This is a genomic window from Streptomyces sp. NPDC025784, assembly GCF_055558435.1.
The window spans coordinates 307,506-325,415 of sequence record NZ_JBVHMN010000008.1 but is presented as its reverse complement, the minus strand read 5'-3'; the positions used below and the strand labels follow the sequence as shown (position 1 = coordinate 325,415).

General features: G+C 70.4%; 15 protein-coding genes. 11 read left to right on the top strand and 4 right to left on the bottom strand.

The features are described from left to right. The first annotated feature begins 61 nt into the window (after positions 1 to 61). From ACZ4IF_RS20575 to ACZ4IF_RS20550, 6 genes are all read left to right on the top strand, one after another. Positions 62 to 709 (top strand): TetR/AcrR family transcriptional regulator, encoded by a 648-nt coding sequence (locus ACZ4IF_RS20575; RefSeq protein WP_467564721.1) that lies wholly within the window; start codon positions 62 to 64, stop codon positions 707 to 709. 455 nt (positions 710 to 1,164) lie between these two features. After that, positions 1,165 to 2,754, top strand: coding sequence for an ATP-binding protein (locus tag ACZ4IF_RS20570; RefSeq protein WP_467564719.1), 1,590 nt, complete (start codon positions 1,165 to 1,167; stop codon positions 2,752 to 2,754). Beyond that, positions 2,751 to 3,158 carry a roadblock/LC7 domain-containing protein gene (locus ACZ4IF_RS20565; RefSeq protein ID WP_345647711.1) on the top strand — a complete coding sequence of 136 codons (408 nt, stop codon included), beginning with the start codon at positions 2,751 to 2,753 and terminating at the stop codon, positions 3,156 to 3,158. The genes ACZ4IF_RS20570 and ACZ4IF_RS20565 overlap by 4 nt, the downstream gene beginning before the upstream one ends. Then, the gene (locus tag ACZ4IF_RS20560; protein ID WP_467564717.1) at positions 3,155 to 3,607 is read left to right on the top strand and encodes a DUF742 domain-containing protein; all 453 of its coding nucleotides are present in this window, start codon (positions 3,155 to 3,157) and stop codon (positions 3,605 to 3,607) included. Before ACZ4IF_RS20565 ends, ACZ4IF_RS20560 begins: the two co-directional genes overlap by 4 nt. Next, on the top strand, positions 3,588 to 4,208 hold the full coding sequence (locus ACZ4IF_RS20555; protein ID WP_359498054.1) for a GTP-binding protein: 621 nt from the start codon (positions 3,588 to 3,590) through the stop codon (positions 4,206 to 4,208). The genes ACZ4IF_RS20560 and ACZ4IF_RS20555 overlap by 20 nt, the downstream gene beginning before the upstream one ends. Before the next feature lie 80 nt (positions 4,209 to 4,288). After that, complete coding sequence (locus tag ACZ4IF_RS20550) at positions 4,289 to 5,755, top strand: cytochrome P450 (protein ID WP_467564714.1); 1,467 nt, start codon at positions 4,289 to 4,291, stop codon at positions 5,753 to 5,755. Between the two features lie 117 nt (positions 5,756 to 5,872). Here ACZ4IF_RS20550 and ACZ4IF_RS20545 read toward each other — a convergent pair whose 3' ends face one another. Both ACZ4IF_RS20545 and ACZ4IF_RS20540 read right to left on the bottom strand, forming a co-directional pair. After that, positions 5,873 to 6,847 (bottom strand): RluA family pseudouridine synthase, encoded by a 975-nt coding sequence (locus ACZ4IF_RS20545; RefSeq protein WP_467564712.1) that lies wholly within the window; start codon positions 6,845 to 6,847, stop codon positions 5,873 to 5,875. A 4-nt stretch (positions 6,848 to 6,851) separates the two neighbouring features. Then, positions 6,852 to 8,402, bottom strand: coding sequence for an amino acid permease (locus tag ACZ4IF_RS20540; RefSeq protein WP_359498060.1), 1,551 nt, complete (start codon positions 8,400 to 8,402; stop codon positions 6,852 to 6,854). A 251-nt stretch (positions 8,403 to 8,653) separates the two neighbouring features. On the opposite strand from ACZ4IF_RS20540, the gene ACZ4IF_RS20535 reads away from it, so the two are divergent. From ACZ4IF_RS20535 to ACZ4IF_RS20525, 3 genes are all read left to right on the top strand, one after another. Continuing rightward, positions 8,654 to 9,304: a PadR family transcriptional regulator gene (locus ACZ4IF_RS20535; protein ID WP_467564710.1), complete on the top strand. Its 651-nt coding sequence runs from the start codon at positions 8,654 to 8,656 to the stop codon at positions 9,302 to 9,304. A gap of 184 nt (positions 9,305 to 9,488) precedes the next feature. Further along, positions 9,489 to 10,505, top strand: coding sequence for an ATP-binding cassette domain-containing protein (locus ACZ4IF_RS20530; protein ID WP_467564708.1), 1,017 nt, complete (start codon positions 9,489 to 9,491; stop codon positions 10,503 to 10,505). Continuing rightward, a complete protein-coding gene (locus ACZ4IF_RS20525) occupies positions 10,502 to 11,278 on the top strand; it encodes an ABC transporter permease (RefSeq protein WP_467564706.1) in 777 nt (258 codons plus the stop codon). The genes ACZ4IF_RS20530 and ACZ4IF_RS20525 overlap by 4 nt, the downstream gene beginning before the upstream one ends. 145 nt (positions 11,279 to 11,423) lie before the next feature. Here the strand turns inward: ACZ4IF_RS20525 and ACZ4IF_RS20520 are convergent, their stop codons facing one another. After that, a complete protein-coding gene (locus ACZ4IF_RS20520; protein WP_467564704.1) occupies positions 11,424 to 12,260 on the bottom strand; it encodes a siderophore-interacting protein in 837 nt (278 codons plus the stop codon). Positions 12,261 to 12,361: 101 nt separating this feature from the next. After that, a complete protein-coding gene (locus ACZ4IF_RS20515; protein WP_467564819.1) occupies positions 12,362 to 13,300 on the bottom strand; it encodes a 5'-3' exonuclease in 939 nt (312 codons plus the stop codon). Positions 13,301 to 13,481: 181 nt separating this feature from the next. Here ACZ4IF_RS20515 and ACZ4IF_RS20510 point away from each other — a divergent pair, with 181 nt between their 5' ends. Beyond that, positions 13,482 to 14,579 carry a quaternary amine ABC transporter ATP-binding protein gene (locus ACZ4IF_RS20510; RefSeq protein WP_467564701.1) on the top strand — a complete coding sequence of 366 codons (1,098 nt, stop codon included), beginning with the start codon at positions 13,482 to 13,484 and terminating at the stop codon, positions 14,577 to 14,579. Further along, positions 14,572 to 17,181 (top strand): ABC transporter permease/substrate binding protein, encoded by a 2,610-nt coding sequence (locus ACZ4IF_RS20505; protein WP_467564699.1) that lies wholly within the window; start codon positions 14,572 to 14,574, stop codon positions 17,179 to 17,181. Before ACZ4IF_RS20510 ends, ACZ4IF_RS20505 begins: the two co-directional genes overlap by 8 nt. Positions 17,182 to 17,910: the final 729 nt, after the last annotated feature.

Sequence of the window (17,910 nt, the reverse complement as noted above, 5' to 3'; positions counted from 1 at the left end):
CGATCCCTCACCGGGATCGTCCGGAGATCGCCGGGCGGTGCACTGTGCGAGGATCGAACGCATGGGAACAGCAGACGCGCCCGGCGGGCGGCGGGTCGGCAGGCCGCGCGCCGCGCAGCGGCCGGACAGCGGTCTGTCGCCGCGCGACGAACTGCTCGCCGCCGCGGCCGAGTTGTTCACCACACGCGGATACGCGGCCACGACCACCCGGGCCGTCGCCGAGCGTGCCGGCATGCGCCAGGCGTCCATGTACCACTACGTGTCGGGCAAGGAGGAGCTGCTCGCCGAGCTCCTGGAGTCCACGGTCACGCCCTCGCTGACCCTCGCCCGTGAACTCCTCGCGGACGACGCCGCGCCGGCCGAGGGCCGGCTGTGGGAGCTCTGCCGCACCGACGTGGCGCTCCTCTGCGGCGGGCCGTACAACCTGGGCGGTCTCTATCTGCTGCCCGAGGTGCGGGCCGAGCGGTTCGCCGGCTTCCATGCCGTGCGGGCCGAACTCAAGGACGCCTACCGGCAGTTGCTGGCCGCGACGGCAGCCGGGGGAGCGCTCGCGAAGAGCGAGCTCGATCTTCGGACGGATCTGCTGTTCGGTCTGATCGAGGGTGTCATCCTCGTGCACCGCTCCGATCCGGACCGGCCGGTGTCGACCTTCGCGGAGGCGACCGCGGACGCGGCACTGCGCATCGCCGGGGTACCGGCCGGAGCCTGAGCGGTGCGTGTCGCTCGGGTGCCGGCCGGAGCCTGAGCGGTGCGTGTCGCTCGGGTGCCGGCCCGAGCCTGAGCGGTGCGTGTCGCCCGGGTGCCGGTCGGAGCCCGCCGCTGCCCCCTTCCGCACCTTCCGGATCTCCTCCAGGGTTCCGCCTCCGACGGCGATTTCACCTGGTCGAGGTGTGGATTTCACATGCCCGTACACCGTTACACACCGTGTACGAATGAAGCCGCAGCGTGCAAATGGAGCCGAGGGTACTCCTGTCGCGAGGGCGAATTCAGGTGCTTGCTGAATATGACACAGCGATGATCCGGTCGGACTAAGCTCGCCCGCAGCGCACCGAGTTGAGATGTATTCGGGCGCTTGTTCCCAAAAGTTCCGAAGATTCAGTTTGATCCGTGCATTTTCCCCCACAAACCTCCCCACCCCCAGTCGACCTGTCTCAGAGGGCATACATGGTGAGTGTTCAATCGCCTCCCGGTGGCCGTGAACTTCCCTACGCGCGCGTCCTGTTGCTGCCGGCCATACTGATGGCAGCGGTAAGCGGCGCCGCCGTCGCCTTGGTGACGGAGTCGGCGCGACCAGCCGTCGGTGTGTGCGGCGGCATCGCCACACTGCTGGTCATCGCGATCGGCGCCGAGGCCGTACGCCGCGGCCGCGTCGCCCGTGATCTGCGCGCCGAGTTCGCGCAGCGCTCCGCCTTGCTGGAACAGCGCATCGCCGCCCACGACCAGGAGATCGTGCGCCTCTCCGAGGACGTCCTGCCGACCGCGCTGGACCGGTTGCACGGCGGTGACTCACCCGCGGAGGTGGTCCGCACCCTGGACCGTGACAACCCGGAGTACGCCGACATCCCCGCGTCGCAGCGTGCGCTCCTGAAGAAGGTGCTCAAGGCCATCGACGTCGAGGAGTCGATGCGCGACGCCGCGCAGCGCTCCTTCGTCAACATCGCCCGGCGCGTCCAGGCCATCGTCCACCAGCAGAACAACGAACTGCGCGAGATGGAGGAGGACCACGGGCGCAACCCCGAGGTCTTCGACGACCTGCTGCGCATCGACCACGGCACCGCGCTGATCGGCCGCCTCGCCGACTCCATCGCCGTGCTCGGCGGCGGCCGTCCCAGCCGCCAGTGGCCCAACGCCGTACCGCTGTTCAGCGTGCTGCGCGGCGCGATGTCACGGATCCTCGAATACCGCCGCATCGAGCTGCACAACATCGTCGACATCGCCGTCAAGGGCGAACACGTCGAACCGATCATCCACGCGCTCGCCGAACTCCTCGACAACGCCACGCGCTACTCGCCCCCGCACACCAAGGTGCACGTCACCGCCATCGAGGTGCAGACCGGCATCGCCGTCGAGATCGAGGACGGCGGTGTCAGCCTCAGCGACGAGGCCCGCGGCAAGATCGAGGAACTGCTCCGGCTGGCCGCGGCCGGCGTCGACCCGAACGTGATGGGCCAGGCCCCCCGGCTCGGCATGGCGGTCGTCGGACGACTCGCCCAGATGTACAACATGCAGGTCTCGCTGCGGCAGTCCGCCTACGGCGGTGTCCGCGCCGTCCTCGTCGCCCCGCGCGACATGCTCACCAACGACTTCGCCCCCGGTCTCGCGCACGGCGTCGGGGTGAACTCCACCGCGGGCATCGACACCGGCGGTGTGGAGGGACCGGCGCGCAAGCCGAAGAAGCGCAAGCCGACCACCGGACCGCGCATCCCCTCCTCGAACGACGGGTCCCACGACGACGACGTGCCCGTGGTCACCGAATGGACCCCCAACGGGCTGCCGCAGCGCCGCAGCCGTGTCAAGGTTCCGCTCAGCCAGCGGATCGCCGAGGCCCGGGCCGAGGCCGAGGCCGCCGAGGCCGCCGCGGCGGCTGCTCCCGCCTGGGCGCGGGAGCCCGAGCCGCAGGAGAAGGAGCCCGAACCCGGCCTGTGGGTCGAAGCGTTCATGAACGGCCTCAAGGGTGACCCGGACCCGACCGCATTCACGATGAACAACCAGGCGGCCCCTGCCGAGGCCGACGACGAGGGGGACCTCAAGTGATCCAGCAGCGAGCCAACTTCGACTGGATGCTCAAGGAGCTCGCCGACGGCGTACCGGGCATCCGGCAGATCGTGGTGCTCTCGGCCGACGGACTGCGCATCGCCCGCTACGGCGGCGAGCCGGACGCCGCGGACCGCGTCGCCGCGGCCTGCGCGGGTCTGCAGAGCCTGGCCGGAGCCGTCGCGAGCGAGATCCCCAACAGCGACGGCCGGATGCGCATGGTCATCATCGAGATCAACGGGGGCTACTTCTATCTGATGTCCGCCGGACCCAACGCCTACCTCGCGGTCCTCGCCAACCAGACCGCGGAGCCCGGACTGATGAGCAACCGCATGCGTGACCTCGTCGTCCGGATCGGCGCCCATCTCACCAGCCCGCCGCGGCGCAACGGGCAGACCGTATGACTCCTCCGCAGCGCCGGCGGCGCCATCCCAAGGAAGAGGCCCCGGATCCCCCGACACCGGAGTCCCCCCACGTCCAGGAAGGCGCGGAGGGCACGGACGAGGAGGGCGAGGGAAAGTCGAAGAACCCGGAGCGCCTGTACGTGCTCACGGGTGGCGGCGAGGGCGGTGACCGGGCCGAACTCGACCTGGTCACCCTGGTCGTGGCGCGCGCCGACGCGTCACCCCCCGTCGCCCAGCCGGAGCAGTCCGCGCTGCTGCGGCTCTGCCAGGCCCCCCTGTCCGTGGCCGAGCTCTCGGCCTATCTCAACCTGCCGTTCAGCGTGGTGACCGTCCTGCTCACCGAGATGCTGGCGGCCGAACTGGTACACGCGCGCGCCCCGATCGTCCGCTCGGCGCTGCCCGACCGTTCCCTCCTCGAAGCGGTGATGCATGGACTTCAAAAGCTCTGACACCATCACGGGCCCTCGCGCCGAGGACCATCTGCCGCACACGGCACAGGCCGCGGTGAAGATCGTGATCGTGGGCGGCTTCGGGGTCGGCAAGACGACCATGGTGGGTTCCGTCAGCGAGATCAAACCGCTGACCACCGAGGAGACCATGACGCAGGCCGGCATCGGCGTCGACGACAACTACGGCTCCGAGAGCAAGACGGCCACCACCGTCGCCATGGACTTCGGCCGCATCTCCATCACGGACCAGCTGGTGCTCTACCTTTTCGGCACGCCCGGACAGGAGCGCTTCTGGTTCCTGTGGAACGGCCTTTTCGAGGGAGCCCTCGGCGCCGTGGTGCTCATCGACACCCGCCGTCTGGAGGTCAGCTTCGACGTCATCGGCCGCCTGGAGGAGCGCGGCGTGCCGTTCGTCGTGGCGATAAACGACTTCCCCGACGCCCCCGGCTACCCGATCGAGGACCTGCGGACGGCGCTCGACCTGCCCGAGGAGATCCCGATCGTGAAGTGCGACGCGCGCCGCAGGGCCTCCAGCCGGGACACCCTGATGACGCTGATGCGCTTCCTGCACTCCCTGGCGATCACCTCGGCGCGGGTCTGACGCGATCTCGACGACGGCGCCGCACACCCCTTCTGCCACTCCCCAAGACCCGGATCCCCCTCAGTTTCGGAGCGATCACCGTGACGTCTGAATCCCACTCCCCGACCGGTACGGACGACCCCACGCTCGGACCGCCGCCCGGCTGCCCCGCCCACGGCCTCGGCCCCGGCGGGCTGCACCGCCTGTACGGACCCGAAGCGGAGGACCTGGGAGCCCTCTACGAGAAACTCCGCGCGGAACACGGCGCCGTGGCCCCCGTGCTGCTCCACAACGACGTACCGATCTGGGTGGTGCTCGGCCACGGCGAGAACCTGCACATGGTGAGCACGCCCCAGCACTACGCGCGCGACAGCAGGCTGTGGACCGCCGTCCAGGACGGCACCGCGGGCGCCGACCATCCGCTCGCGCCGCACATCGCCTGGCAGCCCATCTGCTCCCACGCCGAGGGCGACGAGCACCTGCGGCTGCGCGGAGCCGTCACCGGCGCCATGTCGACCATCGACTTCCGCAGTCTGCGGCGTTACATCAACCGAGCGACGCAGCGCCTGGTCAACGAGTTCTGCGAGCTCGGGAAGGCCGACCTGGTCGGGCAGTTCGCCGAGCACCTGCCGATGTCCGTGCTGTGCGAGATCCTCGGCATGCCCGAGGACTACAACGACCGCATGGTGCACGCCGCCCGCGACCTCCTCAAGGGCACCGAGACCGCGATCGCCAGCAACGAGTACGTCATGAGCGTGCTGACCCAGCACACCCTGCGGCGGCGCGCCAACCCCGAGGAGGACTTCACCAGCCACCTCATCAACCACCCGGCGAGGCTCACCGACGACGAGGTCGCCCAGCACCTGCGCCTCGTCCTGCTCGCCGCCTACGAGGCGACCGCCAACCTCATCGCCAACGTGCTGCGCATGGTCCTCACCGACCCGCGCTTCCGTGCCCAGCTCAACGGCGGGCAGATGACGGTGCCGGAGGCCGTCGAGCAGTCCCTGTGGGACGAGCCGCCGTTCAGCGCGGTCCTCGGCTACTTCGCCAAGCAGGAGACGGAGCTGGGCGGCCGGCGCATCCGCAAGGGCGACGGACTGCTCTTCGGCATCGCCCCGGGCAACGTCGACCCGCGGGTACGCCCCGACCTCGCCGCCAACATGCAGGGCAACCGCTCCCACCTCGCCTTCGGCGGCGGTCCCCACGAGTGCCCGGGACAGGACATCGGCCGTGCCATCGCCGATGTCGGCGTCGACGCGCTGCTGCTGCGGCTGCCGGACACCGAACTGGACTGCAAGGAGGACGAGTTGCGCTGGCGGGCGTCGATGTCGTCGCGTCACCTCGTGGAGCTGCCGGTGACGTTCGCACCGCGGCCGCCGCAGGACGTCATGCAGCGGCCCTCGGTCAACGCGCTGCCCCGTCAGCGGCCGAACTGGCAGGTCACGACCGAGGCGTCGGAGCCGAGTCCCGCGCCGCAGCCGGTGGCCCCGCAGGCCCCGCCGACGCCCGAGCCCGCCGCCCGCCTCGGCGCCTGGCAGCGCTTCCTGCGCTGGTGGCGCGGCTACTGACCGAACGGCACCGCACAGTGGTGGCCGGCCGTCGCCCGCGCCGGGCATGGCCGGCCGCCGGTCGGGCCGGGCGCGGGCGGCGATGGGCGGCTCCGCCGGCTCCGGGCCGGCTCCGGATCAGGGCCCGGCAGGATGCGACGCGGCCCCGTCCGCCCCGGCCCACGCCTCGTACGACGTCCAGGCCTCCAGGTCCCGCGCACTGGTGAACCGGTGCTCCCGCCCCGTGACCGGATCGGTGAACTCCAGGACGCGCGCCAGTAGTTGGAGCGGACGGCTGAAGTCGCCGGCCGGCACCGGGCCGGTCACCACGGGGTAGAGCGGATCGCCGAGGATCGGCACGCCCAGCGCGTTCATGTGCACACGGAGCTGATGGGTCTGCCCCGTGCTGGGCGTGAGCCGATAGCGGCCCAGCGCGCCGCGCCGTTCCAGCAGTTCGATCCCGCTGACGGCGTTCGGCTCGCCGGGCACCTCACGGGCGGCCAGCACCCCGCGTTCCTTCACGATCCGGCTGCGGACCGTCCGCGGCAGCGCGAGACCGGGGGAGTACGGCGCCACGGCCTCGTACTCCTTGCGGACCAGCTTGTCGCGGAACAGCGTCTGGTACGCGCCGCGTTCCCCGGGGCGCACGGTGAACAGCACGAGCCCGGCCGTGAGCCGGTCCAGTCGGTGTGCGGCCCCGAGCGCGGGCAGCTCCAGCTCGCGCCGCAGCCGGGCGAGCGCGGTCTGGGCCACATGACTGCCGCGCGGGGTGGTGGCCAGGAAGTGCGGCTTGTCCGCCACCACGATGTGCTCGTCGCGATACACCACGTCGAGGGCGAAGGGCACCGGCTCCTCGGCGGGCAGCTCCCGGTGGAACCACACGAACATCCCCGGCACGTACGCGGCGTCGGCGGTCACGGGCTGCGCGTCCTCCCCGACGATGAGCCCCGCGCCGATCATCGCGTCGATCACCCCGGTCCCCGCCGAGAGCCGCTCGACCAGATGGTCCCGGACGGTGGCCCAGCCCCCGTCCCACGGCAGCCTGACCCGTACGGGGTCGACCCCGTCGCGCTGCGGGAGGGGGGAGGGCGGAATCCGGGGCTTGCGTCTCACCTGGTCAAGCGTACGAGGCCGGTACCACCTCGGGAGCCTCGGTGACCGTCGCCCGCACCCGGTACGCGCGGTACACCGCACCCGCGAGCACCGTCACTCCGAGGAACAGCAGGGTGAACCAGCGGAAGTACCAGTGTCCGCCCGCCGGGTCGTACACGGCGGCCCGCGGCCAGGCGAGGTTGACGGTCATGAAGAGGCCGTAGAGCAGGGCGAGGACGTTCACGGGGACGCCCCAGCGTCCGAGGGAGAAGAGCGGGGCGCCGGTCTCGTCGGTGCCGCCCGCCCCGAACCCGCCGCGCAGCCGGCGCACCAGCAGCGGCCCGGTCACCATCGCGTACGCCAGGTACAGCATCACGATGCAGGTCGTGCCGATCGCCAGGAACGCATCCGGCGAGGCGAAGTTCAGCAGCAGCAGCGCGGCCGCGAGGACACCGACGACGAGGGCGGGCGCACCGGGCATGCCGGTGCGCGGGGCGACCCTGGCGAGCCGGCCGGAGAAGGGCAGCTGTCCGTCGCGCGCCATCGAGAAGAGCATGCGGCAGGCGGCCGTCTGGATGGCCAGGGTGGCCACCGCGACGGCCACCGCCACGTCGGCGAGCAGCGCGCGCCCGACCCCGTCGCCGAGGCTGCTGGTCAGGACGTAGCTCAGACCGTCCACGCCGAGGCGGCCGTCGGTGAGGCTGGGCGCGGCCAGCAGCCCGCCGAGGACGATCAGACCGCCGAGCAGGCCGGCCGCGCCGAGTGCGGTGAGGATCGTACGCGGCGCGGTACGGCGGGGGTTGTGGGTCTCCTCGCTCATCTCGCCCGCGCTGTCGAAACCGATCATCACGTACGCGGCCATGAACGAGCCGACCATCAGGGCGCCGAAGAGGCCGGTGCCGCCCTCGCCGGTGTGGAACGTGATGCCGGGGGAGCGCTCGGAGTGGGTGAACAGCAGCACGATGATCAGGACCGCGCCGATGATCTCGGCGGTCACCCCGATCCGGTTGACGGCCGACATCACGCGGTTGTCGACGACGTTGACGAGGGTGGTGAGGGTCAGCAGGATCACGCCGAGGACGGCCGCGTTGGCGGCGCCGTCGGCGCTGGTGGGTGCCGGGTCGTCGCCCACCAGCTGGAAGCCCGACCAGATCGCGGGCAGCACCATCTGGAGCGCGAGGGCCGCCGCGGCCACCACCACGATCTGCCCGATCACCATGATCCAGCCGGCGAACCAGCCGAAGGACAGGTTCGACAGCCGGGACGACCACTGGTAGATCGCGCCCGAGAGGGGGTAGCGCGCGGCCAGTTCCGCGAAGCAGGCGGCGACCGCCAACTGGCCCACGAGCACGGCCGGCCACGTCCAGAAGAAGACCGGGCCGCCGAACGCGTACCCGAAGGCGAAGAACTGGAAGACGGTCGTGAGGACCGAGATGAAGGAGAAGCCGGCGGCGAACGAGGCGTACCGGCCGAGGCTGCGGTGCAGCTCCTGGCGGTAGCCGAACTCGGCGAGACCCGTGGCCCCGTCGGGCCGCGGCGGGTCGGGGCGGACGTCGGCGGGGGCGGTGCTCGTCATGGCGGCAACCTGCTTTCGCACAGCGGCGCGAGGATTCCTGTCGAGCGACAGAAATTAGGGACGGGCTGTTTCGCCGGCGTCACGCGTCCGTGTCCGGGGCGCACCTAACTCCTCACGCCCTTGCGGGGATCCACAGAACGCGATACATCGTGTGTATTGACGACTCGCGGTGGTCGCGATATGTTCGGCCACGGATATTCGGTGACGAGTTGCGACGGTTGGCGACCGTCGGGGCGAAGGGGGTGGATGCCGTGGCGGCCAAACGCCGGAAGCTCGGCAACCCGCTCGCCCTCGCTGTGATGGTGCTGCTCACCGAGCGGCCGATGCATCCGTACGAGATCGCCCAGACCCTGCGCCGACGCGGCAAGGACGCCAGCCTGAAGATCAACTACGGCTCGCTCTACACCGTCGTGCAGAACCTGGAGAAGCACGGGTTCGTCGAGGTCGCCGAGGTGCAGCGGGAGGGCAACCGGCCCGAGCGCACCCTGTACGGCATCACGGACGCCGGACGCGAAGAGGCCATGGAGTGGCTGTCGGACCTGCTCGCCGTCCCGGCGCGGGAGTATCCGATCTTCGAGGCCGCGCTCTCCCTGATGTGCGTGCTGCACCCCGACGAGGTGGCGCGGCTGCTCGCGGAGCGGCTCACCATGCTGGAGGTGCAGGCCGCGTGCCTGCGCGGCGGCCTGGCGAAGCTGTCCGAGACACTGCCCCGGCTCTTCCTCGTCGAGTCCGAGTACCAACTGCACATGATCGAGGCGCAGGCCGTCTGGGTCCGCGGCTTCCTCACCGAGATCAAGGACGGCACGTTCCCCGGCGTCAAGGAATGGCGGACCTTCCTCGAAACGGGTGAGGCTCCGCCGGAGTTCCAGGATCCGGAGGGCGGCGGCCTCGAAGGAAAGTAACCGAGAAAACAGACCCCGGCAGAGCTGTTGCAGCAGCCCCGCCAGGGTCTCGAACCCCGAACCGGCTCCGCCGTGCGGCAGACCGGGCCATCGAGGTGCGGCACACCCAGGATAGCCCGGTGCTCTTCACGCGGATCGGCTCGGCCCTGCCCGAGATCACCGCTCACTCAGGAGAGCCGTCGACATGAGTACCACCCGCGCGCCCGCCATCGAGGCGCGCCGACTGACCAAGACCTACCCGGGCGACGTCACCGCGCTCAGCGGCATGGACGTCACCGTCGCGACCGGAACCGTGCTCGGACTCCTCGGTCCGAACGGCGCCGGCAAGTCCACCACGGTCAAGATCCTCACCACCCTGGCCCGCCCCGACTCGGGCTCCGCCACCGTCGCGGGCCACGACGTGCGGCGCCACCCGGACCGGGTGCGCCGTGCGATCGGCGTGGTCGCCCAGAACTCCGGAGCCGACCCGGTGGCCACCGGCCGGGAGAACCTCCGGCTCCAGGGCAGGCTGTACGGCCTCAAGGGCGCGGCGCTGAGCCGTCGCGTGGACGAACTGCTGGACCGCTTCACTCTCGCCGACGCGGCGAAACGCCAGGTCAAGACCTACTCGGGAGGCATGCGCCGCCGTCTGGACGTGGCCCTGGGGCTCGTCCACCGCCCCGAGGTGCTCTTCCTGGACGAGCCGACCACCGGACTCGACCCACAGGCGCGCACCGCGATGTGGGACGAGATCGCCCGGCTCGCGGGCGACGAGGGACTGACCGTCCTGCTCACCACGCACCACCTCGAAGAGGCCGACCGGCTCGCCGAGCGCATCGCGATCGTCGACCGCGGCCGGGTCGTCGTCGAGGGCACCCCCGACGGCCTGAAGGGCGAACTGCGCGGTGACGCCGTCCACGTGGAGCTGCGGGAGGCCGTCGGTGAAGACGGCCGTACGCTGCTGAGCGGAGCCCTCACCGCGCTGCCGGGCGTGCACGAGGCGCTGTTCGACGGCCGGCGCGTCAGCGTCCGCGCCGACGACGGTGCCGGCGCGGTGCCGGCCCTGCTGGGCACGCTGGAGCGCGCCGGGGTCGGTGTCGCCTCCGCCACCGTGGCCCGTCCCTCGCTCGACGACGTCTACCTGCGCTACGCGGGCCGCCGTTACTCCGAGGCGGACGCCGAGTCCGCCCAGGACCTCGCCGTCGCCGGAGGTGTGCGATGAGCACCGCCGTCTCCCAGACCTGGTACATGACCCAGCGTCAGCTCATGGTGTTCGTACGGCAGCCCGCGTACCTGCTGATCACTCTGATCCAGCCGGTGGTCTGGCTGTTCCTGTTCGGCAGTCTCTTCAAGAAGGTCGTCGAGCTCGGCGGCTTCGGCACCACCTCGTACCTCGACTACCTCGTGCCCGGGGTCGTCGTGATGAGCGCGCTCAGCTCCAACATGTGGGCGGGCATGACCACGCTCGACGAGATCCAGCGCGGCACCCTCGACCGGTTCCTCACGACACCCGTGAGCCGTGCGGCCCTGATGAACGGCAACGTCGTCAACAACGGCGTGGTGACCGCGCTCCAGTCGGTCGTCATCGTGCTGCTCGGGCTGCTCGGCGGCGCCGACTATCCGGGCGGCCTCGGTGGCGTCGCGGTCCTGGTCGTCGCCTCGGTGCTGCTCGGCACGGTCTTCGGGGCACTGTCCAACGCGCTCGGCATGCTGGTCCGGGAGCGGGAGTCGATCATCGGCATCAACACCTTCCTGCTGCTGCCGCTGACGTTCCTGTCCAGCGCCTTCATGGCCCCGTCCGGGATGCCCGGCTGGATGCGGCACATCGCCGACTTCAACCCGCTCGACTGGGCGATGGTCGCGGGCCGCTCGGCACTGTCCGAACACCCCGACTGGAGCGACGTGTTCGGCAGGGGAGGCGGTCTGCTCGCGCTGGCGGTGGTGTCGGTGTGGCTGTCGATCCGCACGTTCCGCTCGTACCAGCGGTCGGTGTAGGAAGGGCTAAGGGCTAAGGGCGGCGGTCGGTGCGGCAGCGTGCACCGGGCGAGCCGGGCGAAGGCCGAACCGGTCCCACCCGTGGCCACCGGTGCCCGCCGGTGCTCACCGGGGCGGTCACGTGTGCGTGGCCGCCCCGTGCGGGTTACGCGGACGCCTCCTGCTCGGCCTCCACCTGTGCGTTCCACTCGCGCTTCGACGCCTGCCAGCCGTCCTCGTTGTGGCCGAGGCGCCAATAGCCGGAGATCGACAGGTCCTCGCGCGGGATCTCGCGCTCGACGCGCAGCATCCGGCGCAGCTCCTTCACGAAGCCCGCCTCGCCGTGCACGAACGCCTGCATCCGACCCGCCGGGAACTCCAGCGCGCGAACCGCCTCCACCAGCGCCTCGCCGATCGGCCGGTTTCCGCGGTGCAGCCAGACGACCTCCACGTCGGAGTCGATCTTCTGCTCCTCCTCCGGTCCCGCGACCTCTACGAAGGCGTGCGCCACGGCGCCGTCGGGCAGCGCCTCCAGGGCGGTCGCGATCGCGGGCAGCGCGCTCTCGTCACCGGCCAGAAGATGCCAGTCGGCGTCCGCGTCGGGGGCGTAGGCGCCACCGGGACCCATGAACCGGACGACCTCGCCCGGCCGGGCCCGCAGCGCCCAGGGCCCCGCCAGCCCCTCGTCGCCGTGCACCACGAAGTCCAGGGTCAGCTCGCGGTGTTCGGGGTCCCACGCCCGCACCGTGTACGTCCGGGTCACGGGCCACTGCTCGCGCGGGAACTCCGCCCGGACGCGCTCCATGTCGAACGGTTCGGGATACGTGACGCCCTCGGGGCCGAACAGAAGCTTCACATAGTGATCGGTGCAGGAACCCGCGGTGAAGTCGGCCAGACCGTCGCCGCCCAGCACGACACGCTGCATGTGCGGGCTCAGCCGCTCCGTCCGCACGACCTGCGCGGAGTGGGGCTTCCGGGGCTTGCGTGCGGGGCGTTCTGCCATGACGGCCTCCTGGATCACATGCTTAGGTTTACCTAAGTTAGCACCCTCTTCTCTGCGTCACCTATGCGTGGGGCGGTATCACTCATGCCGGAAGAGTTCGGCTATGCGTGCAGGGTGGAGAGCAGTCGCTGGAGCGAGCCGCCCAGACCCCAGCGCGTGGCCAGCGCGTCCAGGGCGGCCGGATCCCGCGGCGCGTGCGGCAGTGTGGTGTCCACGTCCGGCAGAGGCACATCGCCCGCGACCCGGACCACCTTGGGCGCCACCGCGACATACGGACGCGACTCGTCGAGGCGCTTGCGCTGCGACGGCGTCAGCCGGGACGTCGGGTCGTCGACGGCGGCCATGATCCCGGCGAGGTCGCCGAACTCGGCGAGCAGCTTGGCGGCCGTCTTCTCGCCGATGCCCGGCACGCCCGGCAGACCGTCGCTCGGGTCGCCGCGCAGCAGCGCCAGATCCGCATATCCGGCGCCGTCCACGCCGTACTTCTCACGCAGCCACGACTCGTCGGTGAGCTGGAGCGTGCCGACGCCCTTCAGGGGATACAGGACGCGAACGCCCCTCTTGTCGTCGACGAGTTGGTACAGGTCGCGGTCGCCGGTGACGATGTCGACCGGGCCGGTGGCGCGGCCGGCGAACGTGCCGATCACGTCGTCCGCCTCGTACCCCTCGACGCCCACGCGGGCGATGCCGAGCGCGTCCAGGACGGCCTCGATGACCGGGACCTGCGGTGACAGCGTGTCCGGGACTTCCTCCTCGTCCGGACCTCCCTCGTGCTCCTCGGCCACCCGGTGGGCCTTGTAGGACGGGATGAGGTCGACCCGCCACTGCGGGCGCCAGTCGGCGTCCATGCACGCCACCAGGGCGTCGGGGCGGTGGTCCTTGACGAGGCGGTCGATGAATTCCAGCAGCCCGCGCACGGCGTTGACCGGTGTGCCGTCCGGGGCCTTCACGGATTCCGGGACACCGAAATAGGCGCGGAAATACAGCGAGGCGGTGTCGAGAAGCATGAGTCGTCGCGTCTGCTCTGTCACGCTCCGCATCATGCCGTACGCCACCGACAGTGCCGTGGCACCGGCGGTGACGTGGGCCACTCTCGTGTTTGCTCCGCGTAAGCGGGGGCAGGCGCCGCCTCTGAGCGAAGTCGGTTGCGCTTTCAACCGCACAGGCCGTGCGGCCGTGCGGCCGTGCGGACCGTTCCAACCGGGCGAACGAGAGGTACACGTGTCATCCAGGCTAGAAGCCGAACATCTGCACAAGGTGTTCGGCAGACGACCGAAAGAGGCCGTGGAGCGGCTCCGCGAGGGGACCGACCGCGAGGAGCTGCGGGCCGACGGCACCACCGCCGCGGTCATCGACGCATCCTTCACGGTGGAGCCCGGCCAGATCTTCGTCGTCATGGGCCTGTCCGGATCCGGCAAGTCCACGCTCCTGCGCATGCTGAACGGACTGCTGGAGCCCACCGCGGGACACGTACGCTTCGACGGCCAGGACCTCACCGAACTCAGCGCCCGTGAGCTGCGCGAGGTCCGTTCGAAGAAGATCAGCATGGTCTTCCAGCACTTCGCTCTCTTCCCGCACCGCAGTGTCCTGGAGAACGCCGCCTACGGCCTGGAGGTCCAGGGCGTGCCGACCGCCGAACGCCGGAAGCGGGCCACCGAGGCACTCGAACTCGCGGGCCTCGCGGGCTGGGAGAAGTCCTGGCCCGACGAACTCTCCGGAGGCATGCAGCAGCGCGTCGGCCTCGCCCGCGCGCTCGCCACCGACGCCGACCTGCTGCTGATGGACGAGTCCTTCAGCGCGCTCGACCCGCTGATCCGCCGCGACATGCAGGACCAGCTGATCGAGCTCCAGCGCAAGCTCAAGAAGACCATCGTGTTCATCACGCACGACCTCAACGAGGCGATGCGGCTGGGCGACCGGATCGCCGTCATGCGTGACGGCCGTATCGTCCAGATCGGGACCGCCGAGGACATCCTGGTCCGCCCGGCCAACGACTACGTCGCCTCCTTCATCCAGGACGTCGACCGCTCGCGCGTCCTGACCGCGGGAGCCGTCATGGACACCGACGTACGCGGCGACGAGGCGGACTGCTCCTGCGAGACCGCCACGCCCGACACCTCCTTCGTGGACCTGTGCGCCATCAGCGCCAGGCTGTCGCACCCGGTCGCCGTGGTCGACAAGAAGCGCGACCTCGTCGGCGTCGTGCCCCGGCAGCGGCTGGTCGGCTTCCTCGGCGACGAGCAGGGGGCGCCTCAGCCCTGCGTCACCCCGCGTGACGGCGACGGCAAGCTGAACAAGGCGGTGCAGGCCGATGCCTAGGATTCCCTTCGGCGACTGGGTCAACGACGCGGTCGACTGGCTGCTGCACCACATGGCGTGGCTCTTCGACTTCTTCAAGGTCGTCTTCGAGGGCGCCTACGACGGCATCAACGCCGTCCTCCAGGCTCCTCAGCCGCTCCTCCTCGCCGGCATCTTCGCGGTCGTCGCCTTCTGGCTGCGCGGCGCCTCCGCCGGTGTACTCGCCTTCGCGGGATTCGCCTTCATCGACTCCCTCGGCCTGTGGGAGGACGCGATGGTAACCCTGTCGCTCGTCCTCGTGTCGACGCTCATCGCACTCGTGATCTCCGTGCCGGTAGGCATCTGGGCGGCACGCTCCGACCGGGTCAGCGGCCTGGTGCGGCCGGTGCTCGACTTCATGCAGACGCTGCCCGCGATGATCTACCTCATCCCGGCGATCCTGTTCTTCGGCACCGGCGGCCCCGCCGGCATCGTGGCCACACTGATCTTCGCGCTGGCCCCCGGCGTCCGCATGACCGAGCTGGGCATCCGCCAGGTCGACAAGGAACTCGTCGAGGCCGCCGACGCGTTCGGCACCACACCGCGCAGCACGCTGCTGCGCATCCAGCTGCCCCTCGCGCTGCCCACCGTCATGGCGGGCGTCAACCAGGTCATCATGCTGGGCCTGTCCATGGCCGCCATCGCGGGCATGGTCGGCACGGGCGGCCTCGGCGGCGACGTGAACGAGGCCATCGGCCAGCTGAACGTCGGTCTCGGCTCCGAGGCCGGTGTCGCCATCGTGATCCTGGCGATCTACCTCGACCGCATGACCAGCTCGCTCGGCAGCCAGGTCTCGCCGCTGGGCCGCCGTGCGGCCGCCAAGCTGCGTGCCGCGCAGGGCCTGAAGATCTGGTCCTACCGTCCCCGGCCCGCGGTGGCCGTGGTCGGCGTCGTCGTGCTCGCGCTCGTCGCGGGCGGCATGAGCGTCTTCGGCGGCGGGGCGAGCGAGTCCACCGCGGCCGACGGCAAGAACGTCGGACAGGGCAAGAAGGTCACCATCGGCTACATCCCGTGGGACGAGGGCGTCGCCTCCACCTTCCTGTGGAAGGAGGTCCTCGAACAGCGCGGATTCCAGGTCGACGCCAAGCAGTTCGACGCGGGCCCGCTCTACACCTCCCTCGCCCAGGGCGACATCGACTTCGAGACGGACTCCTGGCTGCCGACCACGCACGAGCAGTACTGGAAGAAGTACGGCAAGCAGCTCGACGACCTGGGCTCCTGGTACGGCCCGACCTCCCTGGAGCTCACCGTGCCCGCCTACATGAAGGACGTCGACTCCCTGGCGGACCTCCAGGGCAAGGCCGGCCGGTTCGGCGGCAAGATCACCGGTATCGAGTCCAGCGCCGGGATGATGAGCCTGCTCAAGAGCAAGGTGCTCAAGGAGTACGGCCTCGACAAGGAGTACAAGGTCGTCGACAGCTCGACGCCCGCGATGCTGGCCGAGCTGAAGCGCGCGTACGCCAAGCAGGAGCCCGTCGTGGTCACCCTCTGGTCGCCGCACTGGGCCTACAGCGACTACAAGCTGAAGAAGCTCAAGGACCCGAAGGGCGCCTGGGGCAAGGGTGACGGGGTGCACACCCTCTCCCGCAAGGGCTTCGCCCAGGACAACCCGGTCGTCGGCCAGTGGCTCAAGAACTTCAGGATGAGCGAGCAGCAGCTCACGAGTCTGGAAGCGGAGATCAACAAGGCGGGCAAGGGCAAGCAGCAGGACGCGGTGCGCGCCTGGCTGAAGAAGAACCCGGGTGTCGTCGACAAGCTGGCGCCGGTCAAGAGCGCGGCAGCCCCGGCCGAGGCGAAGCGCCCGCTGGACGTCGCCTGGTTCCCCTGGGACGAGGACGTCGCCGTCACCTACCTGTGGAAGAACGTGCTGGCCCGTCGCGGCTACACGCTGAACCTCAAGCAGATGGACGTCGGTCCCGTCTACACGGGCCTGGCCTCCGGCGACATCGACCTCAACTTCGACGCGTGGCTGCCGTACGCCCAGGCCAACTACTGGGACCAGCACAAGGACGACCTCAAGGACCTCGGCACCTGGTACCGGCCGACGTCGCTGGAGATCGCGGTGCCGTCGTACGTGAAGGACGTCAAGTCCCTCGCCGACCTCAAGGGGAAGTCCGGCACCTTCGGCGGGAAGATCATCGGCATCGAGCCGGGCACCGGCGAGATGAACCTCCTCAAGAACAAGGTGCTTCCGGGGTACGGCCTCGACAAGGAGTACAAGGTCGTCGACGGCTCCACGCCCGCGATGCTGGCCGAGCTGAAGCGCGCGTACGCCAAGAAGGAGCCCGTCGCCGTCGTCCTGTGGTCGCCGCACTGGGCCTACAGCGAGTACGAGCTCACCAAGCTCGCGGACGACAAGAAGCTGTTCGGGGAGGGCAACACGATCCGGACCATCTCCAGCGAGAAGTTCCCGGACCAGTACCCGCAGCTCACCGAGTGGATCAAGAACTTCCGGATGACCGAGGACGAACTCGGCAGCCTGGAGAGCCAGATCAAGCAGCGCGGACAGGGGCACGAGGAGGACGCCGTCGCCGCGTGGCTCAAGGAGCACCCGGACATGGTGGGGCGGATGACGCCGCAGTAGTTCCACCGGTCGTCCACCGGATGTGATCCACCCAGGGGTGGTCTTCCTCGCACGGGACCCGTGCCGAAGGCCACCCCGTCCTCGTTCCCGGCCTCGCGCCGTCGGCGGACGCGCGCCAAGGGCGCGAATGAACGCGCCGCCTCCGACTCCGGCCCCGGCTGGACGCGGGCCCGTACTCGCGCCCGACGGCGGCGGCAGTGGCGTACTGGCGTACGAGAAAGATCCGGACAACCGCATCGCCTGTGCCGCCACCTCGGACCCCGCAGCGCCGACCCACTCGACGGGCCGTCAACTCGCGTGCCCAAGAGGTGACTTCACCAGCCGCGCCACGGGCGTCCGCTCGCCCTCCCGGCCGGCCCTCGGCCTCCGAGGGGCGCCGGCGCTCCGGACGTCGCCCGACGTCCCGAACCAGCCTGTACGGAAGCCGAGTTGGCCGATGCGCGCTCGTACGGCGAGCGTTGCGGAACCCCTCGCACCCGTGCCTACGATCCCGCGGCTGGGCGAGCCTGCCGGAGAACCGTCGCCCCCACGGCGCCGGTCCGGTCCCGCCGGACCCGCAGCAGACCAGCCACGCGCCCCGCCGGGCCATCCGGCCCCACCGGCCAGCGATTTCGTCCCGTGCGGCGGGTGCGTGCCGGACGGGTCGGGGCAACGCGTCCGATGGCGCGAACTGTAACCCTGGCCCTGCATCGATGTGACAGCGATGTGACGGGTGCATGAAACGGTTTG

Coding starts and splice junctions, on each gene's coding strand:
- ACZ4IF_RS20575 (WP_467564721.1), top strand. CDS start 62: ATGGGAACAGCAGACGCGCCCGGCGGGCGGCGGGTCGGCAGGCCGCGC.
- ACZ4IF_RS20570 (WP_467564719.1), top strand. CDS start 1,165: ATGGTGAGTGTTCAATCGCCTCCCGGTGGCCGTGAACTTCCCTACGCG.
- ACZ4IF_RS20560 (WP_467564717.1), top strand. CDS start 3,155: ATGACTCCTCCGCAGCGCCGGCGGCGCCATCCCAAGGAAGAGGCCCCG.
- ACZ4IF_RS20555 (WP_359498054.1), top strand. CDS start 3,588: ATGGACTTCAAAAGCTCTGACACCATCACGGGCCCTCGCGCCGAGGAC.
- ACZ4IF_RS20540 (WP_359498060.1), bottom strand. CDS start 8,402: ATGACGAGCACCGCCCCCGCCGACGTCCGCCCCGACCCGCCGCGGCCC.
- ACZ4IF_RS20530 (WP_467564708.1), top strand. CDS start 9,489: ATGAGTACCACCCGCGCGCCCGCCATCGAGGCGCGCCGACTGACCAAG.
- ACZ4IF_RS20525 (WP_467564706.1), top strand. CDS start 10,502: ATGAGCACCGCCGTCTCCCAGACCTGGTACATGACCCAGCGTCAGCTC.
- ACZ4IF_RS20520 (WP_467564704.1), bottom strand. CDS start 12,260: ATGGCAGAACGCCCCGCACGCAAGCCCCGGAAGCCCCACTCCGCGCAG.
- ACZ4IF_RS20515 (WP_467564819.1), bottom strand. CDS start 13,300: ATGCGGAGCGTGACAGAGCAGACGCGACGACTCATGCTTCTCGACACC.
- ACZ4IF_RS20505 (WP_467564699.1), top strand. CDS start 14,572: ATGCCTAGGATTCCCTTCGGCGACTGGGTCAACGACGCGGTCGACTGG.